Here is a 26,975-nt window from a genome sequence, read left to right on the forward strand (position 1 = left end):
GCGCACCTGAGAGCTCATCTGCCTCGCCGACTCGCAGACAGGCGCCTCACTCCCGGCGGAGCTCTGGGACGATGGGCTGCGCACCGTTGGGGCTCTGCGTTGCGCGCCCGCTGTCGCGCCCTGTCGGGTTTGAGGCGCGGGGCCCGTGGTCTCGTGCCCGCGGGGGTCTTGTCTCCGCGTCCGCGTGCCGTTGACAGGCTTGATGCCGTCGCTGAGCGCGCCGGACGGCCGTGTCGTCACTTCAGCCTGCCGGCGGGATTCAGCCTGCCGGCGGGACCCAGCCTGTTGGTGGGGCTTCCGGCCACCGCCGCATCGCCGGAACAGCACGCCTCGGGCCCGGCGGGACGCCTGCCCCCCGCGCCGGCTCCTGATCGCCCGGCGCCGGCCACTGATATCCGGGCCGCACTCGGCAGGACCGGTCGCGCCCCTCCGGTGCTGCCGCGCGGCTCGATCCCCTCCTGTCCCGTCCCGCCCGTGGACAGGTCGATCGTCCGGATGCCAGCCCCGCAGCGACGGCAAGCGAGCGTCATCCTGTCGGCGGCACGGACTATCGCGCCCGTCGGCCGAACGGTCACCCGAGTGTGCCTCAGCACCGAGGCTGCTGAGGTGCGATGCCGCACGTCGGCCGTCTGTGACGATGCCGTCCCGTTGACAGGCTGGCCAGCCGCAATCGCGCTCGGCGGGGGCGAGGGACGCGGGTGAGCCTGCCGGCGGCACGGCTCCTCCCGCTCGAGGGCCGCGCGCCTATCGTGTCAGTGCTCGAGCAGGGTCGCCGCGTAATCGGGGACGTAGCCGTCGAGCTGTTGCGGGGGCCGCTCGTAACCGCCGGACGGCGGACGCGGCGGGATCTCGATCTCGGGCCTCTCGACGACCTCGTAGGGAATCTGCGCGAGAAGGTGGTGGATCATGTTGATCCGTCCGCGCCGTTTGTCTTCGTTGTCGACCTCGTGCCACCGCGCCTCGGGGATGTCGGTGTGGACGAACATCGTGTCCTTCGCGCGCGAGTAGTCTTCCCACTTCGTGATCGATAGCACGTCGTTGGGGGAGAGCTTCCAGCGCCGCATCGGATCCTCGTTGCGCGAGCGGAACCGCTTCTCCTGCTCGACGTCCGACACGCTGAACCAGTACTTCAGCAGCAGGATGCCGTCTTCGACGAGCATCCGCTCGAAGATCGGCGCCTGGTGCAGGAACCGGTGATACTCCTCGTTCGTGCAGTAGCCCATGACGCGCTCGACCCCGGCGCGGTTGTACCACGACCGGTCCATGAGGACGATCTCGCCCGCGGCGGGCAGATGCGCGACGTAGCGCTGGAAGTACCACTGCGTCCGTTCGCGCTCGGTGGGCGCGGGGAGGGCGACGATGCGCGCGACCCGAGGGTTGAGGTATTCGGTGACACGTTTGATCGTCGAGCCCTTGCCCGCGGCATCGCGTCCCTCGAAGATCACGACGATGCGCGCGCCGGTGGCCTGTACCCAGGCCTGCATGTCGACGAGCTGCGCCTGGAGTCGTCGAAGCTCGGTTTCGTAGACCTTCTTGGGCAATCGATCCGACATCGGGCTACCTCCTGACGCGAGCATACGCCCCCCTCGCGCGCGCCTCCGGCCCGGTCTAGGGTGGGCCGCGACGGACGAGCAGGGGAGCGACGTATGTGGTTGCAGACGACGGATCCGCTCGGCTCACTCGCCCTGTCGGCACTGGTCGCCGCGATCCCGATCGTCGTGTTCCTCGTCGCGCTCGTGGGTCTCCGCCTCAGCGGCATCCTCGCCGGTGTCATCGCCCTGGTCGCGCAGCTGCTCGTCGCCGTACTCGGATTCGGGATGCCGCTCACCGCCGTCGGAGGCGCGGGCCTGCTGGGCCTGCTCACCGCGATCTGGCCGATCGCGTACATCATCGTCATGGCGGTCTGGCTCTACAAGCTCGCCGTCGCCAGCGGGCGATTCGACGTCATCCGATCCTCGATCGGCGGGATCTCGAAGGACCAGCGCATCCAGGTGCTGCTCATCAGCTTCTCGTTCGGCGCCTTCCTCGAAGGCGCGGCCGGCTTCGGCGTGCCGATCGCGATCTGCGCCGCTCTCCTGGTGCAGCTCGGGTTCCGCCCGCTGCGTGCGGCGATGATCTCGCTGGTCGCGAACGCGGCCGCCGGTGCGTACGGCGCCATCGGCATCCCCGTCATCGTCGGTGCCCAGGTCAGCGGTCTCGAGGTGCAGGAGCTCTCCCGCGCGATGGTGCTCATCCTCCAGCCGCTCACGCTGCTCATCCCGTTCCTGCTCGTGATCATCCTCGACGGCCTCCGAGGGTTGCGAGAGACCTGGCCCGCTACCGTGCTGGTGACGATCGTCTTCAGCGGCGTGCAGGCGGGTGTGCTCTGGTTCCTCGGGCCCGAGCTGGCGGACCTCGGCGCGGGACTCGCGGCGATGGTCGCTCTCTTCCTCCTCGGACGGGTGTGGCAACCTCGTCGCGTCCATCGCGAAGCCGATGCGCCCGAGCCCGAGCCCCACCACGCGGGCCTGCGCGAGGTGGTGACGGCGTGGAGTCCGTTCTACATCCTGACCGCCGTCATCCTGGTGTGGAGCCTGCCGGTGTTCAAGAACCTCTTCGCCGCGGGCGGCCCCTTGTCGACCCTCGTCGTGTCGATTCCGATGCCCGGGCTCACCGGCAGCGTGCAGACGCCTGCCGGCGATGTCGTCACAGCGGCATGGAGTTTCACGCCGCTCAACGCGACCGGGACAGCCATTCTGCTGGCGGTGATCGTGTCGTTCCTCACGACGCCCCGTCTGCGCGCGAGCGACCTCATCTGGACGCTGGCAGAGACGGTGCGGGGACTGTGGCGCGCACTGCTGCTCATCGCGATCATCCTCGCCCTCGCGAACATCGCCAACTACTCCGGAGGCTCGGCCTCGATGGGGACGGCGCTGGCCGCGGTCGGGCCCCTCTTCCCGCTGCTCGCACCCATCATCGGCTGGATCGGGGTGTTCCTGACGGGTTCGGTCGTGAACAACAACACCCTGTTCGCACCGCTCCAGGTGGCCACGGCCGAGCAGATCGCGGTCGACCCGGCGCTGCTGGTCGCGGCGAACACCGCGGGCGGTACCGCGGCGAAGGTCATCTCGCCGCAGTCGATCGCGATCGCCGCCGGCGCCGTCGGTCTTGCCGGGCGCGAATCCGAGATCCTCCGCGCGTCGCTCTGGTACAGCCTCGGAATGCTCGCCGTCGTCTGCCTGTGGGGCGGGCTGCTGTCCGTGCTGCTGGTCTGAGCCGCGGCGCGTCCCGGGCAGTCGGGCGATCAGGCGTGCAGGGCCTCGTTGAGGGTGACGCCGACACCGGCTCGGCGCACGGCTTCGACGGCGCCCGTGAGCGAGTTGCGGCGGAAGAGGATGCCGTCCCGGCCGGAGAGGTCGGCACCCTTGACGCTCGGGCGCTCACCCGACGCCGTGACCGGCTCGTCGGCGAGCACGATCTTCGAACCCGCGGTGACGTAGAGCCCGGCCTCGACGACGCAGTCGTCGCCGAGCGAGATCCCGATGCCCGCGTTCGCGCCGAGAAGTGTGCGGCGTCCGATCGACACGCGGTGGCTGCCGCCCCCGGAGAGCGTGCCCATGATCGACGCGCCGCCGCCGATGTCGCTGCCGTCGCCGACGACCACGCCCTGCGAGATGCGCCCTTCGACCATCGAGGCGCCGAGGGTGCCGGCGTTGAAGTTGACGAACCCCTCGTGCATCACGGTGGTTCCCGGAGCCAGGTGGGCGCCGAGGCGCACGCGAGATGCATCGGCGATCCGCACCCCGGGAGGGGTGACGTAGTCGAGCAGACGCGGGAACTTGTCGAGGCTGTGCACCTGGATGCCGTCGCGCTGCAGCAGCGGACGGCGGCGCGTCGCCTCGTCGGGGTGCATCGGTCCGGCGGTGGTCCACGCGACGATGGGCAGGTGCCCGAAGATGCCGTCGAGGTTGACCGTGTTAGGCGCGGCGAGGCGGTGCGAGATGACGTGCAGACGCAGGTAGGCGTCGGGGGTCGAGGCGGGCGCCGCATCGAGGTCCACGGAGACGGTGACAGCCTCGACCGTCACGCCGCGTCGCTCGTCGTCTGCGGCCAGCGGGGCCCAGGTGACCATGGCGGCTGCGGATTCGGCGGCCGCGGGCGTGCCGAGCGCGGGTTCCGGGAACCAGGTGTCGAGTGTCGTGCCGTCGCTGCTCGAGGTCGCGAGTCCTACGCCCCATGCCCACCGTTCGCTCATGCCCCCAGATTATCGGTGCGGCGGTCGCCGATAGAATCGGCGGCATGCCTGAGCTCGATCTGACCGTCTCCAGCGCCGATCTGACCCGGGCCGTCTGCGACATCCCGAGCGTGTCGGATGACGAGACCACCCTCGCCGACGCGATCTTCGCAGCGGTGTCGCCCTTGGAGCACCTCGAGGTCTTCCGCGACGGCGACACGATCGTGGCTCGGACGCAGCTCGGCCGCGCGCAGCGCGTCGTCATCGCGGGCCACATCGACACGGTGCCGATCAACGACAACCTCCCCGTGCGCGAGATCGTCGAAGAGGGGCAGCCGTTCCTGTGGGGGAGAGGGACCGTCGACATGAAGGCGGGCGTCGCGGTGCAGCTGAAGCTCGCCGCCGAACTCGTCGAGCCGCGCGTCGACATCACGTGGATGTGGTACGACCACGAGGAGGTCGCGGCTGAGCTGAACGGCCTGACACGCCTGGCGGCGAACCGGCCCGACGTGTTCGCCGGCGACTTCGCCATCCTCGGAGAGCCCTCCAACGGCCAGGTCGAGGGGGGATGCAACGGCAACCTGCGGGCCGTCGTACGGACGCGCGGCGTGCGTTCCCACAGTGCCCGGGCGTGGATAGGCGACAATGCGATCCACCACGCGGCACCCATCCTGCAACGTCTGGCCGACCACACCCCGGAGGGCGTCGAGGTCGAAGGTCTCGTCTACCGCGAGGGGTTGAACGCCGTGCGGATCTCGGGCGGCATCGCCGGCAACGTCATCCCCGACCTGTGCGAGGTCGAGGTCAATTACCGTTTCGCGCCGAGCCGCACCCCTGACCAGGCGGTGGAGATCATCCGCGACTTCTTCGCCGGATTCGACGTCGAGGTGGTCGACCTCGCGGGAGGGGCACGGCCCGGGCTCGACGCGCCCCTCGCGCAAGAGTTCGTCGCGGCCGTGGGTGCGGAGCCCCGTCCCAAGTACGGCTGGACCGATGTCGCGCGCTTCTCGGCGCTCGGGGTGCCGGCGGTCAACTACGGCCCCGGCGATCCCTCGCTCGCGCACCACGACCAGGAGCGGGTGCCGCTCGCGCAGATCGATGCCGTCGAGCGCGGCCTGCGCACCTGGCTCACCCGCCGGTGACGCCTCGAGCATGAGATCGCTGCGCCGCGCCGCGATCGCGCTGCCCGCCGCTGCCGCGATCGCGTTGGTCTATCTCGCCTCGCGGGCCGTGACCACCGCCTTCCTCCTCGGGGCGGCCGAGCTGAGCGGTCCACAATCGCGGTTCGGAGCGGATGCGACGCTCGGCACGCTGACGATGGGCTGGGACGCCCAGTGGTACTGGCTCATCGCGTTCAGCGGGTATCCCACTGAACTGCCGCTCGACGCCGCGGGTAACGTCGCCCAGAACGCGTGGGCGTTCATGCCGGTGTACCCGCTCGTCACGGGCAGCGTGGGCTGGATCGTCGGCGGATTCCCGGTCGCCGCGCCGCTGGTGTCGGCGGTGGCGGGGTATCTCGCGTGCCTGGCGCTGTTCGCCCTGTTGCGGCGAAGGATCGGCCGGTCGACGGCCATGTGGGCGGTCGCCTTCTTCAGCTTCGCGGGACCCATGGCGGCCCTCTTCCAGCTCGGCTACGCCGAGTCGCTCTTCCAGCTCTGGCTATTGCTCGCCCTGCTCGCCGTCGAGCGCCGCCGGTGGTGGCTGCTGTATCTCTGGATCCCGCTCATGGCCTTCACGAGGCCGGGCGTGCTCGCCTTCTCGCTCATGCTCGCCCTCTACGGTATCTGGCGTTGGTCGCGTCGTGCCGGCGATGAGCTGCCGCCGCGCGAGGTCGTCCACATCGTGGCGAACGGGCTGCTGGCCGCCGTGTACGGCTTCGCATGGCCCGTCATCACCGGCGTCGTGACAGGAGAGGCAGGGGCGTACCTGCAGACCGAGCTCGCGTGGCGACGATCGTGGGTCGGAGATCACGGCGGCTTCATGCCCTTCGACGGCACGGTACAGGCAGCCGTCCTGTGGGCGGGCATATGGGGCGTCCCCGCCTGGGCGTGCCTGGCCGGGCTCACGACGATCGTCGTCCTCGCGACTGCGCTCATCGTCGCCGACCGCCGAGTGAAGCGGCTGGGTGTGCCGATCCGCCTCTGGTCCGGCGCGTACCTGCTCTATCTGCTTGCGGTGTTCTTCCCGCAGTCGAGCACCTTCCGTCTGCTCGTACCCCTGTCTCCGCTCTGGGGAGCCGTCGCCGTGCCGCGCGCACGCTGGTGGCGGATCGGGGTGCTGCTCCTCGGGATCGCGGCGCAATGGTGGTGGATCTACACGATGTATGCGCTCGGGAGCACCTTCGCTCAGATTCCCTGAGGCGCGTGTCCGCGCCCTGCCTGCGCTGCACGATAAACTCTTCAGGTAGTCCTCATGACGAAAGGGAGCCGCGATGGCAGCCATGAAGCCGCGAACCGGAGACGGACCGATGGAGGCCGTGAAGGAGGGGCGCCTGATCATCGTGCGTGTCCCCCTCGAAGGCGGAGGGCGTCTGGTCGTCTCGGTCAATGATGAAGAGGCCAAGGAACTCCACAGCGTGCTGAGCGGAGTCGTCGGCGCCGCCTGACGACGATGCCACGCGAAACGGCCGGTCCCCTCGGGGCCGGCCGTTTCGCGTGAGCGCAGAGAGTGCGGTCAGGGGGCGGACACCGTCGTGAGCTGCAGCAGTCCTTCGCCCACGATCGAGAGGGCGCCGAGGACGGCGGGCGACGACTGGGTCTCGTGGATGAGAGAGCGGTAGGCGCGGGTGATCTCGTCGCGTCGCACGGGGTCGGCGACGGAGCCACCGGCCAGCACACGCGGGACGAGGACCATTCCGCCCGGGCGCACGAGCCGGAGCCCGTGCTCGACGTACTCGATGACGCCGTCTGCATCCGCGTCGACGAGGACGATGTCGTACGACGCCTCGTTCATGCGGGGGAGCACGTCGGCGGCGCGGCCGGTGATGAAGCGTGCGCGAGCGGGGGGGACTCTCGCCTCGGTGAACGACTGCCGGGCGACGGCGAGGTGCTCCGGCTCGATGTCGATCGTGGTCAGAGTCGCGCGCGGCGACCCGTGCAGCAGCCACAGCGCCGACACGCCGCCGCCCGTGCCGATCTCCACGATGTTCAGCGCGCCCGTCGCCGCGGCGAGGACAGCGCACTGCGCACCCACCGGAGGGCTGATCGGGGCGGCGCCGATCTCGAGGGCGTGTGCGCGCGCGCGCGCGATGTGCTCCGGCTCCACCGTCGCCTCCATCGCGAACCTGCGGATCGCTTCCTGATCACCCATGCATTCCTCCTGGTTCCAGCGTAGGTGTGCAGATGGCTCCGGCCGCTGAGGCGCACGGGTAATCTGGGGTCATGTTCTTCGGCCTAGACGGGGACAAGCTCATCCTCATCGGGGTCGCCGCTGTCCTGCTCCTCGGACCCGAGCGCCTTCCGCAGCTCGCGGAGATGCTCGCGCGGTTCACGGTGCGGGCCCGCGACTGGGTCAACGGCGCGAAGGACCGCGTCAAGGACGAGATGGGCGAAGACTTCTCCGACGTCGAGTGGCGCAAGCTCGACCCGCGCCAGTACGACCCGCGGCGCATCATCCGCGATGCCCTGCTCGAAGACGCGCCCGTGCCCACGGTGCGGGCCGCCGCAGCCGGAGCCGCCATCAGCACCGCGACCGCCGTGGGGATGGATGCCGCAGGCGAGGCGGCGAAGCGCTTCGAACGGGGCGCCGCGGTGCCCTTCGACGACGAAGCGACCTGATCAGCCGACCCGCAGGGGCAAGGGACGACCGCTCAGCTCGCGTCCTCCGCGCGCGATGCTCGCCGCGATGCTCGTGATGGCGGCCGCGGACGGGTCGTCGGGATGCGCGACGATGACCGGCACTCCGCCGTCGGCATCGCTGCGCAGGGCCGGACTGAGAGGTACGGAGCCGAGCAGCGGCACCGGCTGGTCCGCCGACAGCGCCTCAGCCACACGGGTGCCGCCGCCACTGCCGAAGAGGTCGAGCGATGTGCCGTCGGGCAGCGTCATGGCCGACATGTTCTCGATCACCCCGATCACGCGTTGGCCGGTCTGCCGGGCCACCAAGCCGCTGCGGACGGCGACGTCGGCTGCTGCCGACTGCGGGGTCGTGACGACCACGACCTCGGCGTGGGGGAGCAGCTGCCCGACGCTGATGGCCACGTCGCCGGTGCCGGGAGGCATATCGATGAGGAGCACGTCGATGTCGCCGAAGTACACGTCGGTGAGGAACTGCGAGACGGTGCGGTGCAGCATCGGACCACGCCACGCGACCGCACCGGGGGCCTTCTGATCGCGCGGCAGGAACATGCCGATCGAGATCGTCCGGACGTCGTGGGCGATGGGCGGGACCATGAGTCCGTCGATACGCGTCGGCTGCGGCGGCAGACCGTCGGTGTCGATGAGACCGAGCAGCGCGGGGATGGAGAAGCCGTGCACGTCGGCGTCGATGAGCCCGACGGCGAGACCTCGCTGGGTGAGGGCGACGGCGAGGTTCGCGGTGAGCGTCGACTTGCCGACGCCGCCCTTGCCGCTCGTGATCGCGATGACGCGCGTGAGCGAATCGGGGCCGAAGGGGTTCTCGCGGGCCGTCCTGCCGCCGCGCAGACGCTCCGTCAGGGCCGCACGCTCAGCCGGCGTCATGACACCCACGTCGACCGACACCGTGTCGATGCCGGCTGCGGACAGGGCGGCCTCGCGCACATCGCGCTCGATGCGGTCCGCGGCGGGACACCCGACGATCGTCAGGGCGATGCCGACACGGGCATGCCCGCCCTCGACGGCGATGTCGCGCACCATGTCGAGCTCGCCCAGGGGCTTGCGCAGTTCGGGGTCGCGCACGGCGGCGACGGCCGCGCGGACGGCGTCCGCGCTCATCGTGCGTCCGGTCGCTCGTCGGACTCGAGGCGGTCCAGTGCCGTCCGGAGCTCGGCACGCAGAGTCTCCTTCGTGACGAGCCCGTCGGTGAGGTCGGAGATCGCCATGCGCAGAGCGACGACCTCGCGAGCGAGGTACTCGGTGTCGGCGAGGTTGCGCTCGGCGCGCTGGCGGTCCTGTTCGATCTGCACGCGGTCGCGGTCGTCCTGACGGTTCTGCGCGAGCAGGATCAGTGGCGCTGCGTATGAGGCCTGCAACGAGAGCATCAGGGTCAGCGCCGTGAAGCCGTTCGCCGCCGAGTCGAATCGAAGCTCGACGGGCATGAGCGTGTTCCAGGCGAGCCACGCGGCGCAGAAGAGCGATAGCCCGACGAGGAAGCCCGGCGTTCCCATGGCTCGGGCGATCCACTCCGTGAAGCGTCCGAAGCGGTCTCGCGACGGCTGCGACGTGCGCTGGCCCAGGACGCCGGTCACACCGCTGCGACGCCCGCGGGGCGCTTCGAGCGACGGGGTCTTCGACGAGCGGGGCATCAGCGGCGCCCCCGCATCGCTGCGGCATCCTGCGGCTCGACGTCCTGCGACCGCCAGTCGTCGGGGAGCAGGTGATCGAGCACATCGTCGACGCTCACGACGCCGACGAGCCGGCGGGCTTGGTCGACGACCGGCACCGAGACGAGGTTGTAGCTGGCGAGCATGCGCGCAACCTCGGCCGCCGACGACGACGCGGCGACCGGGTCGACCGTGTCGTCGATGATGGCGCCGAGCCTCTCGTGCGGGGGGTAGCGCAGCATCCGCTGGAAGTGCACGGTCCCGAGGAGGCGACCCGTCGGCGTCTCGTAGGGCGGAAGCGTCACGAAGACGGATGCCGCGAGGGCGGGGTGGAGCTCGTGTCGGCGGATGAGCGCCAGGGCTTCGGCAACCGTCGCCTCGGCGGACAGGACGATCGGATCGCTCGTCATGAGACCGCCCGCCGTGTCGGGACCGTACTCCAGCAGAGCGCGGACGTCCTCCGCCTCCTCGGGCTCCATGAGGTCGAGGAGCTGCTCGATACGGCCCTCCGGCAGCTGACCGAGGAGGTCGGCCGCGTCGTCGGGCTCCATGGCGTCGAGGATGTCGGCAGCCCGCTCATCGCCGAGCCGCTCGAGGATGTGCACCTGCTCGTCTTCGGGCATCTCCTCGAGGGCGTCGGCGAGCCGCTCGTCGGGGAGCTCCTCGGCGACCTCGAGCAGTCGTTCCTCCGGAAGGTCGAGCAGCGTGTTGGCGAGGTCGGCTGGTTTGAGCTCCGAGTAGGTCGCGACCAGCTGCTCGGCCGACTGCGCGGCGCCCGACGACTGGTCCTCGCGGACGTCGCCCCAGGAGGCGAAGGTCGTCGGACCTTTGGCGAACGGCGACGCGCTCGTCTTCGGGCGACGCAGGAAGAGCTGCCCGATGTCCCAATCGCCGAGCCGGTTCCGCTCGATCGCGACGTCCTCGATGACGGCACCCCCCGACCCGTCGCGGAGGTACACCTTGCGGCCGAGGAGCTCGGCCATGACCCGCACCTCGCCGCCGCGCTGCTGGAACCGCCGGACGTTGATGAGGCCGGTCGTGATCACCTGTCCGGTCGCGATCGAGGTCACGCGTCCGATGGAGAGGAAGACATGGCGCCTGCCCGGGATCTCGACGACGAGGCCGATGACGCGCGGAGGGTCCGATTTGCGGAAGATGACGACGACATCGCGGACCTTGCCCAGACGGTCGCCTGCGGGATCGAACACGACGCACCCGACCAGGCGCGCGACGAAAACCCTCTGCGTACTCACCGCTCCAGCGTAGTCGGCGACCGCAAAGGTGGCCCGTGACACAATGACGGAATGAGCATGATGGGCGGGACGCCCGCGATCACGGGTGAGAAGGTCGCCGAGTACGCCTCGTACGAGGCCGCGCAGAAGGCGGTGTCGACCCTCATCTCGGCCGACATCCCGGCGCGTGAGATCGCGATCGTCGGCTATGGCCTGCGGTCGGTCGAGACCGTGACGGGCCGCCTCGGCTACGCCACCGCGGCGCGCACCGGGGCGATCAACGGCATCCTCCTCGGGTTGATCTTCTCGCTCATCTTCGTCTTCGGAACACCGGATGCCGCCATCCAGCTCTTCCTCGGGGTGATGCTCGTGGGCGTCGCCATCGGCATGATGATGAGCCTCGTGATGTTCGCCCTCGTCCGTCGGCGGCGCGACTTCGCCTCGGTGACTCAGGTCGTCGCCGACCACTACGAGGTCACGGTTCAGGCGAGCAGCATCCATCGCGCCCGGGGCGCGCTCAACGTCTCCGCGGCGCGCCCTGCGACGCCCGCGGCGCCGGTGCCCGACGGCCCTCCCCGCTACGGTGAGCGCATCGACCCGGTGCCCGCTCCGTCGGGTGACCGACCCGCCCCCGGACCGGCGGTGACCCCGGGCGGCCCGGCAGTGCCGCCGTCGGGATCGCCCGCGCCCGGACCCGCCGATGCACCGCTGCCGCCCGTCGTGGGCCCGGTGCCGGGCGGCGAGGCCCCCGGGCCTTCGACTCCGGGCACGCCCGAGCCTCCGGCGACCGAACCGCAGCGATGATCGACTCGGTTCCGGTCGATGTCGCCGCCGGGACCGTCGACCTGCCGTTGCGGTACGACGGCGCTGCCGGCGACGGAGCTGTGCGACCGCACGCGGTGATGATCCTCGCCCACGGCGCCGGTGCCGGGCCGGATCATCCGTTCCTGTACGGCTTCGCCCGCGCGGGCGCGGCGGCCGGGCTCGAGGTCGTCCGCTTCCCGTTCCCCTACGTCGTGGCGGGTCGCCGGCTTCCCGGCGCTGCGAGCGACGCCATCGCGTCGTGGACGGCTGTCCACCGGGCGGTCGCCGACGCCCGCCCCGGTGTGCCGATCGTTGCTGCAGGCAAGTCGTACGGCGGCCGGATGGCGTCGATGGCAGCCTCCGTCGGAGCGATCGATCCGGCGATGCTGATCTACCTCGGCTATCCCCTCCACGCGCCCGGCAGACCCGATCGCCCCCGCGCAGAGCACCTTCCCGCTATCGCGGCGCCGCAGCTGTTCGTGTCGGGTACCCGCGACCCGTTCGTCGAGCCGCTCGCCGATCTCGAGGCGGTCGTGGCGACGTGCGCCGACGCCGAGCTGGTCTGGATCGAGGGCGCCCGTCACTCATTCGAGATCGCGGGGCGCAAACGCGACGCAGCCGAGGTCGGTGCGAGCACGGCGGAGCTGGTCATGCCGCGCGCCCTGCGCCGCCTGAAGGTCTGACGGCGGACGTTCGGGGTCACCGGCCCGCCGCGTAGCCCTGCATCCCGCGCGGGTTCGCCGCGGCCCAGAGCAGCCCGCGCGCACGGTCGATGCCGACGGCGGAGAGACGCCCGAGGGCCCACGGTCCGACCTGCGTGACATCGTGTCCGCGCGCTCGGAGTCCCGCGGCCACCTTTTCACCGAGGCGGTCCTCCATCACGGCTCCGGCGGGAGTCCAGGTGCGGGGCCAGAACGAGTCGATCATCGACGTGGTGTGCAGAGTCGGCGCGTCGATCGCCGATTGCGCGTCCCACCCGCCGACGATCATGCGCAGCAGCATCGGCAGCTGCCATTGGTCCTGCTGATCACCCCCGGGCGTTCCCATCGCGATGTCCGCCCGGTCGCCGGTCATCACCAGCGTCGGGGAGAGGGTCGTGCGGGGGCGGGCACCGGGCCGCAGCGCGGCGGGCGACGTCTCGTCCAGCCAGGTCATCTGCAGACGCGTGCCGAGGGCGAACCCGAGCTCCGGAATGGTGGGAGACGACTGCAGCCAGCCGCCCGACGGCGTCACCGAGATGATGTTGCCCCATCGGTCGACGACGTCGACGTGGCAGGTGTCGCCGCGCGTCTCACCGGCGCGGCCGACGGTCGGCTCGCCCGTGCCGGCGACGCTCGTGCCGTCGGGGCGCACGAGCGGCGGGCGGTGCGGCGCCCGGCCCGGCAGGGTGCCCGGGCGCCACTCACGGGATGCCTCCGGCAGCAGCTGAGCGCGACGATCGGCCAGGAACGCGGGATCGAGGATGCCGGCGATCGCGCTGTCGTCACCGAAATGGGCATCACGGTCGGCGAGGGCGAGCTTCAGCGCCTCGATGATCGTGTGGGCGCCCTCCGGCGTCGCCGGGTCGAGGCGGTCGTCGGGGAAGGGATCGAGCAGGGCGATGGCCTCCAGCAGCGCCGGTCCCTGCGTCCAGCCGCCCGCCTTGACGATCGTCCGCCCGCGGAAGACCGCGGTGAGGGGCTCCTCGTATCCTGCCGAGAAGGAGGCGAAATCGGCCTCGGCGATCACTCCGGCGTGCTGGCCGCCCGTCGAATGGCGATGCGGCCGGGCGACGAACGCGGCCGTTGCCTGGGCGACGAGTCCCGTCTTCCACTCGGAGCGTGCCGCCTCGATGCGCTCGCCACGGTCCGCCGCGTTCCGCCCCGCATCGGCGAGACGCTCGAAGACCGTCGCCAGAGCCGGGTTGCGGACGAGGTCGCCGGCCCGGGGTGCGACGCCGCCGGGCAACCACAGATCGGCAGAAGAGGGCCATTCGTCGCGGAAGAGCTGCGCGACGCGCTCGATCGTCGCCGCGGCCGAAGCGAGGATCGGATGGCCGTCACGGGCATATCCGATCGCGTAGGCCAGGATGTCGGAGAGCTCCCACGTGCCATAGTCGCGCAGCAGCATCAGCCACGCGTCGACCGCGCCGGGGACCGCGGCCGCGAGCGCGCCGGCGCCGGGAACGGTGTCGAGGCCCTCCGCCCGGAAGTGTTCGATGGTCGCGCGCTGCGGAGCGGGGCCTTGTCCCATCAGCACCCGGGGCGACGCATCGTCGGCGGCGTGGAATAGCCCGACGAGGTCGCCGCCGGGGCCGTTGAGGTGGGGCTCCACGACCTGCAGGACGAAGCCGCCCGCGACCGCCGCGTCGAAGGCGTTGCCGCCGCGCTCGAGGACCGCCTGGGCGGTGGCGGTCGCGAGCCAGTGCGTCGCGGCCGCCATCCCGAAGCTCCCGGTCAGCAGCGGGCGGGTCGTCTGAGCCGGCGGTGCCGAGAAGCGCGCGGTCACGAGGCGGAGCGTGCGATCCAGGCCTCGACCTCGTCCGCGGTGCGCGGGATGTCGGCCGAGAGGTTGACCGGGCCGCTCTCGGTCATGAGGATGTCGTCCTCGATGCGCACGCCGATGCCGCGATACTCCTCGGGCACCGTGAGGTCGTCGATCTGGAAGTACAGGCCCGGCTCGATCGTGAAGACCATCCCCGCTTCGAGGACGCCGTCGTAGTACATCTCGCGGCGTGCCTGGGCGCAGTCGTGGACGTCGATGCCGAGGTGATGGCTCGTGCCGTGCACCATGTATCGGCGATGCTGGCCGCCACGGTCGGCGTCGAGAGCCTCGTCCGCCGTCACGGGGAGCAGACCCCACTCGGCGACGCGGGCGGCGATCACACCCATCGCCGCCTCGTGGATCGAGCGGAACGTCACGCCCGGGCGTGCGGCGGCGAAGGCGGTGTCGGCGGCTTCGCGCACGGTCTCGTAGATGCGCCGCTGGATGTCGGTGAACCGGCCGGAGACGGGGATCGTGCGCGTGATGTCGGCGGTGTACAGGCTGTCGACCTCGACGCCGGCATCGATGAGGATCAGGTCGCCGGGCACCACCGGGCCGTCGTTGCGTGTCCAGTGCAGGTAGCAGGCGTGCGGTCCCGATGCGGCGATCGTGTCGTAGCCCTCGCCGTTGCCGTCGGTGCGTGCGCGCAGGTGGAAGACGCCTTCGACGACGCGTTCGCCTCGCGGGGTCGCGATGATGCGCGGGAGGTCGGCGACGATGTCGTCGAAGCCGCGGGCGGTCGCGGCGACCGCGAGCCGCATCTGATCGACTTCGTACTCATCCTTCGTGAGGCGGAGCTCCGACACCATCCGCGTGAGGTCCGCGTCGGCGTCGAGGACGAGATCATCCGCGCGCAGCTCGACGTCGGCCAGGTGCGCGGTCGCGATGCCGAGATCTGCGGCGACGTCGTCGAGCGCGGGGCGGGGCCCGATCCAGAACTCGCCGACGGCCGCATCGGCGTAGAACTCGGCGGTGGTCCGGTCGGCGCGGTCGCGGAGGTAGAGCGTGACGTCGTGCCCGGCTTCGGTGGGCTCGAAGACGAGCACCGAGTCGGGCACGGCGTCGCTGCCCCATCCCGTCAGATGCGAGAACGCGGAATGCGCGCGGAACGGGTAGTCGGTGTCGTTCGAGCGCTGCTTGAGCGAACCCGCCGGAATGACCAGGCGCCGACCCCGGAACTCGCGTGAGAGCCGCTCGCGGCGAGCCGCGGCGAAGCGCGCCACCTCACGCGCGGTCGTCGGCGTCTCGATGCGCGCGGCCCACCCCTGCGAGATGGTGTCGAGGAAGCCCTGCGGGAACGGCTGACGCCGGTTGGTGTTCTCGGCGGGGGCGTCGGAGGCAGCCGCCGCGTTAGCGGGCGTTTCGGTTCCGGTGGTCTCGCTCGTGCTCATGGATCCAGTCTCGCACCCGCCACCGTCGGCCGGGACGGTTCAGCGCCGCGTGTACTGCACGACGAGAGGGCGGTGATCGCTGCCGGAGTCGTCGAGCGACGAGATGACCACGGAGCCCTCGGGCTGCCATGACGGGGTCGCCATGATGTGATCGATCGGTGCGCCCAGGGGAGCGGGGACGTCCGTCGGCCAGGTGCCGATGCCGCCGTTGCCGGTGGACCGGGCGGCGTCGTGGCAGCGCCCGAAGTCGGCGTCGTCGATGCCGAGACGCGCCATGTGGTCGAGCGTCGCGTTGAAGTCGCCGGCCATGATCACGTCATCCGTGGCGCACTGGTCGGCGAGCCATTGCAGGTCATTGCGCCAGCTCGCCATCTCGTCGGGTCTCGGTGCCACCGCGTGCACGGCGACGACGACCGGGCCGTCGCCGTCCACGGGCATGGCGACGGCACTCGGGACGATCGTGGTGTTCGTCGTGCCCGCGGCTTCCGACTCGATGACCGAGTAGTCGCCGAGCTCGGGCGAGATCAGCAGTGCCGTCGAATTCGCGTCCCAGCTGTCGGGACCGTCGTAGCTGTCGACGTGGGCCCACATCGGGCGACCGCGCTCGCGCATCGCCACCGCCACCGCACGCCCGGTGTCCATCGTCGTCTCCGGCAGCGCGACGATGTCTGCCTGCATGGCGACCGCCGTCTCGGCGATGGTCTCGGCATCGGTCGCCTGGCCGGCGGTGTTCCAGGTCATGACGCGGATGCTGTCGTCGGTCTTCGGCGGCAGGGTCTCGGCCCCCAGCCCGCGCACGGCGAGCGTTCCGGCGCCGCCGGCGGCGGCCACAAGAGACACGAGCGCGACCCACAGGCAGAACGCGCGGATGCGGCGTCCGAGCGAGAGGAGCAGGAAGACGAGGGCGATCGCGACGAACCCGCCGATCAGCAGCGGGCGCAGCGCAACGAGCTGCGCGAACGGGAACTCGCGCTCCAGCCGCAGGAGCTCCGGCCAGGTGATCACGACGGCCGCGGCCGCGAACAGGGCCACCACGAGGGCTCCGAACACGCGCTTCACCCCTCGACTCTAAGAGAGCGAGCCTGGACGATCGCCGGGCACGGCTACGCTGTGGAGGATGGGAACGGCAGAGCGCGCACCGGGGTTCCACGGCCCCAGCGACCTGCATCTGCACTCCGTGCGCTCGGACGGCACGGAGCCGCCCGCGGGAGTCGTGCAGGCGGCGCACCGAGCCGGACTGCGGACGGTCGCTCTGACGGACCACGACACGACCGCGGGCTGGGCGGAAGCCGCGGAGGCGACGGCCTCTCTGGGCATGACGCTGATCCCGGGCATGGAGCTCAGCGCGCGTCACGAATGGCGGACCGTGCATCTGCTCGCCTACCTCTTCGACCCCGACCATCCCCGACTGCGAGCCGAGATGGAACGCATCCGCGAAGACAGGGTCGGGCGCGCCGAACGGATCGTGCGCAGCATCGCGCGCTCCCACGACCTGACGTGGGACGACGTGCTCGCCCAGACGGGGGCCGGCGCGACGGTAGGACGACCGCACATCGCCGACGCCCTCGTCGCACGGGGCCTCGCCGCCGATCGTGCCGCCGCGTTCGCCGGCATCCTGCATCCCAGTCAAGGGCACTTCACCCCGCACTACGCGCCCGACCCGATCACCGCCGTCGAGCTGGTCGTGGCCGCCGGGGGAGTGCCGATCCTCGCGCATCCGTCGCCGAGCGGACGCGAGCGCATGATGCCGGCCGGCGTGTTGCGAGAACTCGTAGCCCACGGCCTCGCCGGCTTCGAGATCGAGCACCGCGAGAACACCGTGGACGGAAAGCGCGCCCTCCGCGCCATCGCCGCCGACCTCGATCTCATCGTGACCGGGTCGAGCGATTACCACGGTCTCGGCAAGCCGAACCAGCCCGGCGAGAACACCACCGACGACGAGATGGTCGAGCGGATCATCGCCCGTGGCAGCGGAACGGCGCCCGTCTACGCATAGACGAGCGCCGTTCGTTCGCGATCAGACCCGTGCTCAGCCCGCGGCAGGAGCCGTCGCTCCCGCCGATCCCGAGCCGCCACGGCGACGGCGGCGACGCCGAGGCGAGGTCTTGCCGTCGCGGTGCTCGGAACCACCGCCGTCGTGCGTGCCCGTGCCGGCATCCGTGGCGACGGGTGTCGCGCTCTCGGACGCCGCGGCACCCTCGCCCGTGCCGCGTGAGCGGCGACGCCGCGGACGCTTCGACTCGCCCTCGGCCGATTCCGCCGGGACCGTCTTCACGCTCTGCGTCGTGGGCAGCTTGCGCAGCCGACCCTTCGTGCCGGCGGGGATGTTCAGGTCTTCGAAGAGGTGCGGGCTCGACGAGTACGTCTCGACGGGCTCGGGCTGACCGAACTCGAGCGCGCGGTTGATGAGCGCCCACTTGTGCAGGTCTTCCCAGTCGACGAAGGTCACCGCGATGCCGGTCTTGCCGGCACGGCCGGTGCGGCCCGCGCGGTGCAGGTAGGTCTTCTCGTCGTCGGGGATGGTGTGGTTGATCACGTGAGTGACGTCGTTCACGTCGATGCCGCGGGCGGCGACGTCGGTGGCGATGAGGACGTCCTTCTTGCCGGCCTTGAACGCGGCCATCGAGCGCTCGCGCGCCTCCTGGCTCATGTCGCCGTGGACGGCGGCGGCGTTGAAGCCGCGGTCGCCGAGCTCGTCGACGAGCTTCTGGGCGGCACGCTTGGTGCGCGTGAAGATGACGGCCTTCTCGCGCCCCTCGGACTGCAGGATGCGGGCGATGACCTCGTCCTTGTCGAGCGAGTGCGCGCGGTAGACGAGGTGTTTGATGTTGGCCTGTGTCAGACCCTCGTCGGGGTCGTTGGCGCGCATGTGGATCGGGTTCGACATGAAGCGCCGCGCCAGAGCGACGATCGGTCCCGGCATGGTCGCGGAGAAGAGCTGCGTGTGACGGACCGCGGGAACCTTCGAGAAGATCTTCTCGATGTCGGGCAGGAAGCCGAGGTCGAGCATCTTGTCGGCCTCGTCGAGCACGACCTCGGTCGCGTTGGAGAGGTCGAGGAGTCGCTGGCCCGCGAGGTCGATCAGGCGGCCCGGCGTGCCGACGACGATCTGGGCTCCGGCCTTGAGCTGGTCGATCTGCCCCTCGTAGGCCTTGCCGCCGTAGATCGCGACGACGCTCGTGGGGCGGTTGCGGGTGAGCATGTCCATGTCTTCGAAGACCTGGACGGCGAGTTCGCGCGTCGGGACGACGATCAGTGCCTTCACACCCGGCGCCGGGTCGAGTCCCAGACGCTGGACGACGGGGATGCCGAAGCCGAACGTCTTACCGGTTCCCGTCTTGGCCTGGCCGATGATGTCCTGGCCGGGAAGACCCAGCGGGATCGTCTGCTCCTGGATGGGGAAGGCATCGACGATGCCCTTCTCGGCGAGAGCGTCGACGATGTCCTGGTCGACGCCGAGATCAGCGAATGTGGTCATGGATGACGTGCCTGTCTGGCGGTGAGAAGCCGCCGGTGATGTGGGTCCACGCCCTTCACTCAGCCACAGGCGCGGGGCCCCGGTCCGATGCCGGGGCGCATCCAGCCTACCGCGACCCTAGGCTGGAGCCGTGGTGAGCTGGTTCTTCAAGCGCAAGCGTCCCGTCGGCCGCACCCTGCGGCTGCGATCCCGAGGCGACTACGGGGATGTCCGCCGCGTCGACTTCGAGGAGCTCGCTCCCGACGTCGAGACGTTCCTCGGCCAGGCCGCCTATCTGCAGCTCGGCTACTTCGAGACGCTGAGCGACCTCATCGCCTCGACTCCCGAGCTCTCTCAGAAGGAGTCGCTGTCGCTGGCGGCGGGCACAGCGCTGCTGAAGCACCGCGAGCTCGTCGGAGTCATCCGCGACCGCGGCGCCGATCCGCTCGAGCTCATGCTGCCCTTCCGGGAGCCTCTCGATGCGTTCCGCCGTGCGACCCACGGGGCACGGCCGCTCGAGACGATGCTGTCGGTGCACCTCACGGCCGGGATGCTGGACGACTTCTACCTCGCCCTATCGGCGAGCTACGGCGAGACCGGGCGCCAGGTCGCCGTCATCCTGCGAGCCCACGACGATCGCAGCGCGCTGGTGCGGATCATCACGGACGCGATCGCCGCCGACGAGCAGTGGCGCGGGCTGCTGTCGCTCTGGGGGCGGCGTCTCGTCGGAGACACGCTGCTGATCGCGCGCGCGGCGCTGCGATCGACCTCGCTCCAGCCCGCTGATGAGAAGCGGGTCGAGCCCACGTACGCGGATGTCATCGCGGCGCATTCGCGCCGCATGGCTGCGATGGGGCTCGAAGCCTGACGCGCCGCGGACGGTCAGCCGATACGCAGACGGCGCCGCTCCGCCGCGTCGGTTCGAGCTCGCGATCGTGTCATCAGCACGAGAACGAGGGGCACGACGACGGCGGGCGCCAGAACCGACACCACCCAGATGACGGGGTTGTCGAACGCGATGCCCGCCCAGGTCAGCGTCGCCCAGGCGATACCGCCGATGACGGCCCCCAGGACGGGGGCAGCCGCGGCACCCCTCGCCTCGCGCCCACGCACCACGAACTCGGCTGCGAGCCCGATCGCAGCGCCGATGATGAGCGCCAGGACGATCTGCACGGTCAGGCCACGAAGCCCACGCGGCGGGTCTGGTCGGTGCCGACCTCGACGAAGGCGATGCCGGCCGTCGGGACGATGTAGGAGCTGCCCTTGGCGTCGCTCAGCTCGACGAACGGAGCGCCGGAGGTGAGGGCTTCGGAGACGGTCGCGCGAACCGCTTCCGCGGACTCGTTGGATTCGAGGCTGAGCTCGCGGCCGGTGTTCGCGATGCCGATACGGATCTCCACGGATACATCCTCCTCCGCGTCCGTGCCTCGGACGCTCTTCGACTCTACGACACCGTCCGGGCCGGGATGCCGGTGCGGTCACGCCCTGGGCGAACGCTGCCGGCGTCGCGGTGTCGGCGGGGGCGGTTAGCGTGGATGGCATGGCTCACGTCTCGGTCGGCATCGCGCCCGATGCCGCTCAGGCGCAGGTGCTGGCGCTCCCCGCCGAGACGAGCGCCGTCGTGGTGGGCGCCCCCGGAACGGGCAAGACACGGACCATCGTCGAACGGGTGCGCCGTCTGGTCGCCGACGGACTCGACCCCGACACCCTCGTCGTCCTCACGGCCACGCGTCAGGCCGCGACCGACCTGCGCGACGATCTCGGCGTCGCGGTCGGCGTCGCCACGGCAGGCCCGCTGGCACGCTCGGTGCCCGCGTTCGCGTTCCAGATCGTGCGCGCAGACGCGGTGAGACGGGGCGTCGACCCGCCGCGTCTGCTGACCGGCGGCGACGAAGACGCGATCATCCGTGACCTCCTCGACGGTGACGCCGACGACGAGATCGCCGGGCGACCCCGGTGGCCGGCCGAGCTGCCTGCGCACGTTCGCGACTCGCGCGGTTTCCGAGCGGAACTCCGCGCGTTCATCGCGGAGTGCACCGCTGCGGGCATCGATCACCGCGTTCTCGCCGCGCGCGCGGTTCGAGAGGGCAGACCGGCGTGGCAAGCGGCGGCGTCGTTCATGTCGGAGTACTTCGCGGTGCGCGACGCCATGCGCGGCGCACATCGCGACGCCGCAGGGCTCATCCGGGAAGCGGTCACGATCGTCTCGCGGCACGGGGTCCCGCGGTTGCGGGTCGTGCTCGTCGACGACGCGCAGGAACTGACCGCCGGCGGCGTCGACCTCCTCGAGGCATGTCGCGCGCGCGGCATCGCGGTGGTCGCCTTCGGTGACCCGGACGTCGGGTCGGGCGCGTTCCGCGGCGCGACTCCGGAGAACTTCGCTCGACTCGCGGCCGGGGGCGATGTCCTCGTGCTCGACACGGTGCACCGGGCGGGGGGCCGCCACGCGGCGCTCGTCTCGACGGTCACCGCCCGCATCGGTGCGGTGGGCTTGGTCGCGCATCGTCGGGCGCCGGATCCGGAGGGCACGATGGCGGGCGTTCGCGCCCTGGCGCTGCGGTCCCGCTCCGAGGAGTTCGACGCCGTGGCGCGACTGCTTCGCGAACGGCATGTGCACCACGGCGTCCCGTGGGAGGAATGCGCCGTCATCGCCCACGACAGCCGTCAGGTGACGGCGCTCGAGGCCGAGCTCGCCGCCCGCGATGTGCCGACGGCGACCTCGGGCACGGGTACCTCGCTCGGCGAGTCGCCCGTCGTGCGCGACCTGCTGCGGCTCGTCGACCTGGCGGCACGGCCGGGGGAGACATGGCAGCGCGACGAGGTCATCGCCGCGCTCTCCGGTGCGGGGCTCGATGCCGTGGACCAGCGCCGGCTGCGTTCGGCGCTGCGCCAGGCGTTCCCACCGGATGAGAGCGAGCCCGTCTCCGCCTGGGAGTTGCTGCGGTCGGCGATGCTCCATCCCGCGGAGCTCGCCCTCCTCGACCTGCGTGAGGCTCGGCGCGCCGCGCGGGTCGCCGAGACGCTGCGTGGCGTCGCCGACCTCATCGCCGACGACGCCACCGCACACGAGCTGCTCTGGGCGGCCTGGGAGGGGTCGGGCCGCGAACGGGGTCTGCGCGAGGCCGCGCGGGGCCACGGACCGTTGGCCGCACAGGCCGATCGCGACCTCGACGCCGTCGTGGCGCTGTTCCAAGCGGCCAAGCGGCATGGCGAGCGCGAGGACGGCACGACGCCCGTGGCGTTCCTCCGCGGCATCCTCGACGCCGACGTCGGCGACGACCGCTTCGTGCCGCCGCCGATGAGCGGCGCCGTCCGCGTGTTGACGCCGGCGGCGGCCCTCGGCACCGAGTTCGACACCGTCGTCGTCGCGGGTGTGCAGGACGGGATCTGGCCGAACCTGCGGGTGCGCGGCGGCCTGCTCGACACGTGGCGGCTGCCGTTCCACGATCCCGCGGTCGCGGACGCACTCGATCGTCGTCGGGGCGTGCTCCACGACGAGCTCCGGCTGTTCGCCCGAGCGGTGTCGCGGGCGCGAGAACTCGTCATCGTCACGGCGGTCGACGACGACGACACCGGGCCCAGCCCGTTCTTCGAGCTTCTTCCGGAGGCCGAGGGCGCCCCGCCCGAAGCCGCCCATCCGCTGACGCTCCGAGGTCTCGTCGCGCGGCACCGCCGCACGCTCACCGATTCCGGCTCGACCGAGGGTGATCGCCGCAAAGCGGCCGGGCAGCTGGCGCTCCTGGCCGATGCGGGCATCGCGGGCGCCGATCCCGGCGACTGGTTCGGGGTGCGGCCTTTGACCACGACGGCACCGCTGCGCGATCGCGAGGTCGAGACCATCCGCGTGTCGCCCTCGCGTCTGGAGACACTCGAAGAGTGCCAGCTCAACTGGGTCATCGCCGACCTCGGCGGCGATACGTCCAGCGCCACCGCGGGAATCGGCACGATCGTGCACAGCGCCCTCGAGATCGCGTCTCCCGACGAGGAATCCCTGTGGCAGGCGGTCGCGTCGCGCTGGAGCGAGCTCGAGTTCGAGTCCGCCTGGCGCGAGCGTGCGGAGCGTGCCCGTGCGCGCGATCTGGTGCGTCGTCTCGCCCGGTACCTGCGCGACTTCGACCGTGACGGCGGGCGCTTGTTGGGAGCCGAGCCGCGTTTCGAGGTCGAGCTCGCCCATGACGACGCCGAGGGACGCATCGTCCTGAGCGGTGCGGTCGACCGGGTCGAGCTCCGTGCAGACGGGAGTGTCGTCATCGTTGATCTGAAGACCGGTAAGCGCGAGCCGCAGACCGACCGTGCCGTGACCCAGCACGCACAGCTCGCCGCCTATCAACTGGCGCACGAGCACGGCGCGATCCCCGCGGCAGCCGGGCTGCCACCGGGCGGAGCGATGCTGCTCGTGCTGCGTCCGACCGCAGCGACGAAGGACTACGCGGCGCCGCGCCAACCGCCTTTCGGCGACGAAGAGCGTGCCGCCTTCCTCGGACGGGTACGCGGAGCCGCGCGCGTGATGGGGGGAGACAGCTTCGAGGCTCCCTTCGAAGAGCACTGCCGAGACGATCATTCCTATGGGCTCTGCCGGATCCACACGATCGCGGCGGTGAGCGCGACATGATGGTCTCTCCCGCGGCCTTGGCGGCCGCCCTGGGCCAGTTCCCGCCGACACCCGAGCAGAGCGCGGTGATCGCCGCGCCGCTCGCGCCTGCCCTCGTCGTCGCCGGAGCGGGCAGCGGCAAGACCGAGACGATGGCGGGCCGCGTCGTCTGGCTCGTCGCGAACGGGCATGTCGCGCGATCGGGCATTCTCGGTCTGACCTTTACGCGCAAGGCAGCGGGCGAGCTGAGCGAACGCATCCGACGGCGCCTCGACCGTCTCGCCGAGTTCGAAGACGCCGGCCTCGTGCCACACCTCGACGCGCTCCACCGTCGCGGCGCGCTCGACGTCTTCGTCGAACTCGAACGGACGGGCGATCCGGGCGGCGCCCGGCGTCACGCCGCCCAGCGACGCCTCGTCGACGACACGGGGGCCGCGACGCTCGGGCCCGCGACCGACTCGCTGCTCGAGCGCCCGACCGTGTCGACCTACAACAGCTTCGCCGACGGCATCGTCCGTGAGAACGCGGTGCGCATCGGGCGCGACCCCGAGGCGGCGGTCCTCAGCGAGTCGGCTGCATGGCTGCTGATGCGTCGCGTCGTCCTCGATTCCGACGACGAGCGCCTCGAGACGCGCGACAACGCCCTGCGCAGCATCATCGACGGGGCGCTGCGGATCGCACGCGACGGGGTCGACAACCTGGTGGACTTCGACGAGCTCGCGCGTTTCGGACTCGCCTTCCAAGATGTGCTGGAGCGCCCCTCGACACGCAGCGGCACCACGGTCTACGCCGACGTCGCACGGGCCGCCGAGCAGGTCGCGGGCCTGCCTCTGCTCGCCGATCTCGCGGTCGAGTACCAGCGGCGCAAGCTGCGTTCCGGCGTCATCGACTTCTCCGACCAGGTGGCGGGAGCGTTGACGATCGTGCGCACTCACCCGGCGGTGGCGGCGGACCTCCGCTCGCGATATCCCGTCGTCCTGCTCGATGAGTATCAAGACACCTCAGTCGTGCAGACCGAGTTGCTGAGTGCCGTGTTCGCCGGGACCTCGGTGATGGCCGTCGGCGATCCCCACCAGTCCATCTACGGCTGGCGAGGTGCGAGCGCGGGCAATCTGGGCGACTTCGCCGCCGCGTTCGCGCCCGAGGGCGGGTCGGGCCGGTTCTCCCTGGCGACCAGCTGGCGCAACAGCGAGCGGATCCTGGATGCCGCCAACGCGGTGCTCGCACCGCTCGCGGAGCGGTCCCCGGTACCCGTCGACCGGCTCCGCCCCCGCCCGAACGCACCCGACGGCGGGGTCGAGATCGCGTTCGAAGCCGACCTCGACGCCGAGACCGAGCGGGTAGCCGCCTGGTTCGAGGAGGTTCGGGCGCAACGGCACGGACGCGGGCTGCCCACGAGCGCGGCGATCCTCCTGCGCAGCAAGAAGCACATGGTGCGGTTCGCCGATGCCCTCGCGCGACGCGGCATCCCGCACCGGATCCTCGGGCTGGGCGGACTGCTCAGCACGCCCGAGGTCGTCGACGTCGTCTCCGCGCTGCGGGTGATCAGCGATCCCACCGCGGGGTCGGCGCTGCTGCGGCTCCTCGGCGGACCTCGATGGTCGATCGGTCTTCGAGATCTGCGCTCGCTCGCCGAGCTCGGGCGGCGGCTCGAGCGCTCGGACGTCGCACTGCAGCCGCTCACACGCGAGAGCGCGACGGACGAGAACGCGTCGCTCATCGATGCGCTCGACTTCTTCGTGCGCGTCGGACCCGATCATGGATGGTTCGCCGACTTCAGCCCCCTCGGCCGCGATCGCCTCCGCGAGGCTGCCGCGACGTTCGCCGGTCTGCGGCGGGCCTCGTCGATGCCCATTCCCGAGCTCGTGCGGCTGATCGAGGCGGAGCTGCGTCTCGACATCGAGTTGGCGGCGAACGAGAGCCGGGGGCCCGCTCGTATCGCATCGGATCAGCTGCGAGCCTTCGTCGACGAGCTGCAGGGGTTCCTCGCGACCGACGAGTCAGGATCGCTCCCGAGCCTGCTCGCGTGGCTCGACCACGCCGAGCGGCAGGACGAGTTCGCGCCGCGGACCGAGCCGCCCGAAGACGACGTGGTGCAGATCCTGACGATCCACGGCTCGAAAGGCTTGGAGTGGGATGCGGTGGCCGTCGGCCGGGTCGTGGCCGACGAACTGCCCGCCCGCCCACGCGACAAGCAGGGCTGGCTCGGTTTCGGAGTGCTCCCTTATGCGTTCCGAGGTGATGCTCGCTGGCTGCCCCCGTTGGGATGGGAAGCACACGCCGCACCGACGCAGCAGGATCTGAAAGCCGCACTCACCCGGTTCGCCGAAGACAACGCCGATCGTCAACGCGAGGAGGAGCGCCGTCTCGCGTACGTCGCGGTGACGCGCGCGCGTGACGCGCTTCTGCTGAGCGGTTCGCACTGGTCGGGCACCCGCAACCCCCGCGGTCCGAGCCCCTTCCTGCGCGAGATCGCGGGCGCGCTCGGCGCAGACCGGCCCGACGCTGAACCGGGGGAGAACCCTTACAACGACCGTCGCCAGACCATGCGCTGGCCGCTCGACCCGTTGGGGGCGCGCCGCTCGCGAGTCGAGTCGGCCGCCGAACTCGCACGTGCCGCGCGAGCGAGCGACACGCGCGACGCACCCGAACGTGACCTGGCCCTCCTTCTGGCGGAGCGCGAGGAGCGCGCCGCGGGCACCCGACGCGTCGCGCCCACCCGCATCCCCGCGTCACGCTTCAAGGACTTCGCCGCCGACTACGACTCCGCGGTGGAGTCGACCCTGCGCCCGCTTCCGGAGCGGCCGTACCGGGAGACCCGGCTGGGAACGCGATTCCATGCATGGGTCGAGCAGCGCTCCGGGATCACCGCGCGCGGCCCGCAACCAGACGCGCCCCTGTGGGATGTCGACGACCCGGTCGACGGCATCGGCGGCGGCGCGGCGGACGGCGACCTGAGCCGGCTGCAGGAGGTCTTCCTGCGGTCCGAGTGGGCCGATCTGCAGCCGATCGAGGTCGAGACCGAGATCGATTTCGCCGATGACCGGATGCTCGGCGACGGCCGCCCGCACGTCATCATCTGCAAGCTCGACGCGGTCTACCGCCGTGCCGACCGAGGCGGCCGCATCGAGATCGTCGACTGGAAGACCGGGCGCCCGCCGCGGACAACGGCCGAGCGAGCCGAGCGGATGTTGCAGCTCGAGCTGTACCGCCGGGCGTACTCGATCCGGCACGGCATCCCCGAGTCGGAGATCGACGTCGCGCTGTTCTACGTGGCCGACGACCTCGTCCTGCGGGGCTGAA

Annotated in this window: 23 protein-coding genes; 11 read left to right on the forward strand and 12 right to left on the reverse strand. The window is 71.1% G+C overall.

What is annotated here, in order from left to right; translation table 11 throughout:
* Positions 1-752: 752 nt before the first annotated feature.
* Complete coding sequence (gene ppk2 / locus DEU36_RS00820; RefSeq protein WP_259455161.1) at positions 753-1,553, reverse strand: polyphosphate kinase 2; 801 nt, start codon at positions 1,551-1,553, stop codon at positions 753-755.
* Between the two features lie 93 nt (positions 1,554-1,646).
* On the opposite strand from ppk2, the gene DEU36_RS00825 reads away from it, so the two are divergent.
* Entirely contained in the window at positions 1,647-3,254 is a 1,608-nt protein-coding gene (locus DEU36_RS00825) for an L-lactate permease (protein WP_120262505.1), read from the forward strand.
* A gap of 29 nt (positions 3,255-3,283) precedes the next feature.
* Here the strand turns inward: DEU36_RS00825 and dapD are convergent, their stop codons facing one another.
* Positions 3,284-4,234 (reverse strand): 2,3,4,5-tetrahydropyridine-2,6-dicarboxylate N-succinyltransferase, encoded by a 951-nt coding sequence (gene dapD, locus DEU36_RS00830; RefSeq protein ID WP_120262506.1) that lies wholly within the window; start codon positions 4,232-4,234, stop codon positions 3,284-3,286.
* A gap of 44 nt (positions 4,235-4,278) precedes the next feature.
* On the opposite strand from dapD, the gene dapE reads away from it, so the two are divergent.
* The 3 genes from dapE (at position 4,279) to DEU36_RS00845 (ending at position 6,818) form a co-directional block, all read left to right on the forward strand.
* Positions 4,279-5,355, forward strand: coding sequence for a succinyl-diaminopimelate desuccinylase (dapE, locus tag DEU36_RS00835; protein ID WP_120262507.1), 1,077 nt, complete (start codon positions 4,279-4,281; stop codon positions 5,353-5,355).
* A 10-nt stretch (positions 5,356-5,365) separates the two neighbouring features.
* Positions 5,366-6,571 carry a hypothetical protein gene (locus DEU36_RS00840; protein WP_120264286.1) on the forward strand — a complete coding sequence of 402 codons (1,206 nt, stop codon included), beginning with the start codon at positions 5,366-5,368 and terminating at the stop codon, positions 6,569-6,571.
* A 73-nt stretch (positions 6,572-6,644) separates the two neighbouring features.
* Positions 6,645-6,818 carry a DUF3117 domain-containing protein gene (locus tag DEU36_RS00845; protein ID WP_023950528.1) on the forward strand — a complete coding sequence of 58 codons (174 nt, stop codon included), beginning with the start codon at positions 6,645-6,647 and terminating at the stop codon, positions 6,816-6,818.
* Between the two features lie 68 nt (positions 6,819-6,886).
* On the opposite strand, the gene DEU36_RS00850 is transcribed toward DEU36_RS00845, so the two are convergent.
* Positions 6,887-7,522 (reverse strand): O-methyltransferase, encoded by a 636-nt coding sequence (locus DEU36_RS00850; protein WP_120262508.1) that lies wholly within the window; start codon positions 7,520-7,522, stop codon positions 6,887-6,889.
* A 71-nt stretch (positions 7,523-7,593) separates the two neighbouring features.
* On the opposite strand from DEU36_RS00850, the gene DEU36_RS00855 reads away from it, so the two are divergent.
* The gene (locus DEU36_RS00855) at positions 7,594-7,989 is read left to right on the forward strand and encodes a Sec-independent protein translocase TatB (protein ID WP_120262509.1); all 396 of its coding nucleotides are present in this window, start codon (positions 7,594-7,596) and stop codon (positions 7,987-7,989) included.
* Here DEU36_RS00855 and DEU36_RS00860 read toward each other — a convergent pair whose 3' ends face one another.
* From DEU36_RS00860 to DEU36_RS00870, 3 genes are read right to left on the reverse strand one after another with little or no spacing between them, the layout of a single operon-like run.
* Positions 7,990-9,126, reverse strand: coding sequence for an Mrp/NBP35 family ATP-binding protein (locus DEU36_RS00860; RefSeq protein WP_120262510.1), 1,137 nt, complete (start codon positions 9,124-9,126; stop codon positions 7,990-7,992). It lies immediately after the preceding gene.
* Positions 9,123-9,656, reverse strand: coding sequence for a DUF1003 domain-containing protein (locus tag DEU36_RS00865; protein ID WP_120262511.1), 534 nt, complete (start codon positions 9,654-9,656; stop codon positions 9,123-9,125). The genes DEU36_RS00860 and DEU36_RS00865 overlap by 4 nt, the downstream gene beginning before the upstream one ends.
* A complete protein-coding gene (locus tag DEU36_RS00870; protein WP_120262512.1) occupies positions 9,656-10,927 on the reverse strand; it encodes a magnesium transporter MgtE N-terminal domain-containing protein in 1,272 nt (423 codons plus the stop codon). The genes DEU36_RS00865 and DEU36_RS00870 overlap by 1 nt, the downstream gene beginning before the upstream one ends.
* Positions 10,928-10,978: 51 nt before the next feature.
* On the opposite strand from DEU36_RS00870, the gene DEU36_RS00875 reads away from it, so the two are divergent.
* Positions 10,979-11,710, forward strand: a complete 732-nt coding sequence (locus DEU36_RS00875) for a general stress protein (RefSeq protein WP_183045259.1) — start codon at positions 10,979-10,981, stop codon at positions 11,708-11,710.
* A complete protein-coding gene (locus tag DEU36_RS00880; RefSeq protein ID WP_120262513.1) occupies positions 11,707-12,393 on the forward strand; it encodes an alpha/beta family hydrolase in 687 nt (228 codons plus the stop codon). Before DEU36_RS00875 ends, DEU36_RS00880 begins: the two co-directional genes overlap by 4 nt.
* A gap of 16 nt (positions 12,394-12,409) precedes the next feature.
* Here DEU36_RS00880 and DEU36_RS00885 read toward each other — a convergent pair whose 3' ends face one another.
* The 3 genes from DEU36_RS00885 to DEU36_RS00895 all read right to left on the reverse strand — a co-directional run bounded on the left by DEU36_RS00885 (position 12,410) and on the right by DEU36_RS00895 (position 16,683).
* Positions 12,410-14,131 (reverse strand): gamma-glutamyltransferase family protein, encoded by a 1,722-nt coding sequence (locus DEU36_RS00885; RefSeq protein WP_120264287.1) that lies wholly within the window; start codon positions 14,129-14,131, stop codon positions 12,410-12,412.
* A 62-nt stretch (positions 14,132-14,193) separates the two neighbouring features.
* Entirely contained in the window at positions 14,194-15,624 is a 1,431-nt protein-coding gene (locus tag DEU36_RS00890; RefSeq protein WP_120262514.1) for an aminopeptidase P family protein, read from the reverse strand.
* Between the two features lie 39 nt (positions 15,625-15,663).
* Positions 15,664-16,683 carry an endonuclease/exonuclease/phosphatase family protein gene (locus DEU36_RS00895; RefSeq protein ID WP_120262515.1) on the reverse strand — a complete coding sequence of 340 codons (1,020 nt, stop codon included), beginning with the start codon at positions 16,681-16,683 and terminating at the stop codon, positions 15,664-15,666.
* A gap of 58 nt (positions 16,684-16,741) precedes the next feature.
* On the opposite strand from DEU36_RS00895, the gene DEU36_RS00900 reads away from it, so the two are divergent.
* A complete protein-coding gene (locus tag DEU36_RS00900) occupies positions 16,742-17,620 on the forward strand; it encodes a PHP domain-containing protein (RefSeq protein WP_120262516.1) in 879 nt (292 codons plus the stop codon).
* Between the two features lie 33 nt (positions 17,621-17,653).
* Here DEU36_RS00900 and DEU36_RS00905 read toward each other — a convergent pair whose 3' ends face one another.
* Complete coding sequence (locus tag DEU36_RS00905) at positions 17,654-19,102, reverse strand: DEAD/DEAH box helicase (protein ID WP_120262517.1); 1,449 nt, start codon at positions 19,100-19,102, stop codon at positions 17,654-17,656.
* Positions 19,103-19,232: 130 nt separating this feature from the next.
* On the opposite strand from DEU36_RS00905, the gene DEU36_RS00910 reads away from it, so the two are divergent.
* Positions 19,233-19,949 carry a ferritin-like fold-containing protein gene (locus DEU36_RS00910; RefSeq protein WP_120262518.1) on the forward strand — a complete coding sequence of 239 codons (717 nt, stop codon included), beginning with the start codon at positions 19,233-19,235 and terminating at the stop codon, positions 19,947-19,949.
* Between the two features lie 14 nt (positions 19,950-19,963).
* On the opposite strand, the gene DEU36_RS00915 is transcribed toward DEU36_RS00910, so the two are convergent.
* Both DEU36_RS00915 and DEU36_RS00920 read right to left on the reverse strand, forming a co-directional pair.
* Complete coding sequence (locus tag DEU36_RS00915) at positions 19,964-20,254, reverse strand: hypothetical protein (protein ID WP_120262519.1); 291 nt, start codon at positions 20,252-20,254, stop codon at positions 19,964-19,966.
* 2 nt (positions 20,255-20,256) lie between these two features.
* On the reverse strand, positions 20,257-20,481 hold the full coding sequence (locus tag DEU36_RS00920) for a DUF3107 domain-containing protein (protein ID WP_120262520.1): 225 nt from the start codon (positions 20,479-20,481) through the stop codon (positions 20,257-20,259).
* A 140-nt stretch (positions 20,482-20,621) separates the two neighbouring features.
* Between DEU36_RS00920 and DEU36_RS00925 the strand changes: the two genes are divergently transcribed.
* Positions 20,622-23,693: an ATP-dependent DNA helicase gene (locus tag DEU36_RS00925; RefSeq protein ID WP_120262521.1), complete on the forward strand. Its 3,072-nt coding sequence runs from the start codon at positions 20,622-20,624 to the stop codon at positions 23,691-23,693.
* Positions 23,690-26,974 (forward strand): ATP-dependent DNA helicase, encoded by a 3,285-nt coding sequence (locus DEU36_RS00930; protein WP_120262522.1) that lies wholly within the window; start codon positions 23,690-23,692, stop codon positions 26,972-26,974. The genes DEU36_RS00925 and DEU36_RS00930 overlap by 4 nt, the downstream gene beginning before the upstream one ends.
* Position 26,975: the final 1 nt, after the last annotated feature.

The sequence above is a fragment of the Microbacterium sp. AG238 genome, from assembly GCF_003610405.1.
In the GTDB taxonomy this organism is placed as follows: domain Bacteria; phylum Actinomycetota; class Actinomycetes; order Actinomycetales; family Microbacteriaceae; genus Microbacterium.

Excerpts from the sequence above, each read along its gene's own strand:
- DEU36_RS00840 (WP_120264286.1), top strand. The coding sequence starts at position 5,366 with ATGAGATCGCTGCGCCGCGCCGCGATCGCGCTGCCCGCCGCTGCCGCG.
- DEU36_RS00865 (WP_120262511.1), bottom strand. The coding sequence starts at position 9,656 with ATGCCCCGCTCGTCGAAGACCCCGTCGCTCGAAGCGCCCCGCGGGCGT.
- DEU36_RS00905 (WP_120262517.1), bottom strand. The coding sequence starts at position 19,102 with ATGACCACATTCGCTGATCTCGGCGTCGACCAGGACATCGTCGACGCT.
- DEU36_RS00825 (WP_120262505.1), top strand. The coding sequence starts at position 1,647 with ATGTGGTTGCAGACGACGGATCCGCTCGGCTCACTCGCCCTGTCGGCA.
- dapE (WP_120262507.1), top strand. The coding sequence starts at position 4,279 with ATGCCTGAGCTCGATCTGACCGTCTCCAGCGCCGATCTGACCCGGGCC.
- DEU36_RS00900 (WP_120262516.1), top strand. The coding sequence starts at position 16,742 with ATGGGAACGGCAGAGCGCGCACCGGGGTTCCACGGCCCCAGCGACCTG.
- dapD (WP_120262506.1), bottom strand. The coding sequence starts at position 4,234 with ATGAGCGAACGGTGGGCATGGGGCGTAGGACTCGCGACCTCGAGCAGC.
- DEU36_RS00855 (WP_120262509.1), top strand. The coding sequence starts at position 7,594 with ATGTTCTTCGGCCTAGACGGGGACAAGCTCATCCTCATCGGGGTCGCC.
- DEU36_RS00860 (WP_120262510.1), bottom strand. The coding sequence starts at position 9,126 with ATGAGCGCGGACGCCGTCCGCGCGGCCGTCGCCGCCGTGCGCGACCCC.
- DEU36_RS00875 (WP_183045259.1), top strand. The coding sequence starts at position 10,979 with ATGAGCATGATGGGCGGGACGCCCGCGATCACGGGTGAGAAGGTCGCC.
- DEU36_RS00880 (WP_120262513.1), top strand. The coding sequence starts at position 11,707 with ATGATCGACTCGGTTCCGGTCGATGTCGCCGCCGGGACCGTCGACCTG.
- DEU36_RS00925 (WP_120262521.1), top strand. The coding sequence starts at position 20,622 with ATGGCTCACGTCTCGGTCGGCATCGCGCCCGATGCCGCTCAGGCGCAG.
- DEU36_RS00845 (WP_023950528.1), top strand. The coding sequence starts at position 6,645 with ATGGCAGCCATGAAGCCGCGAACCGGAGACGGACCGATGGAGGCCGTG.
- ppk2 (WP_259455161.1), bottom strand. The coding sequence starts at position 1,553 with ATGTCGGATCGATTGCCCAAGAAGGTCTACGAAACCGAGCTTCGACGA.
- DEU36_RS00890 (WP_120262514.1), bottom strand. The coding sequence starts at position 15,624 with ATGAGCACGAGCGAGACCACCGGAACCGAAACGCCCGCTAACGCGGCG.
- DEU36_RS00885 (WP_120264287.1), bottom strand. The coding sequence starts at position 14,131 with ATGGCGGCCGCGACGCACTGGCTCGCGACCGCCACCGCCCAGGCGGTC.
- DEU36_RS00850 (WP_120262508.1), bottom strand. The coding sequence starts at position 7,522 with ATGGGTGATCAGGAAGCGATCCGCAGGTTCGCGATGGAGGCGACGGTG.
- DEU36_RS00930 (WP_120262522.1), top strand. The coding sequence starts at position 23,690 with ATGATGGTCTCTCCCGCGGCCTTGGCGGCCGCCCTGGGCCAGTTCCCG.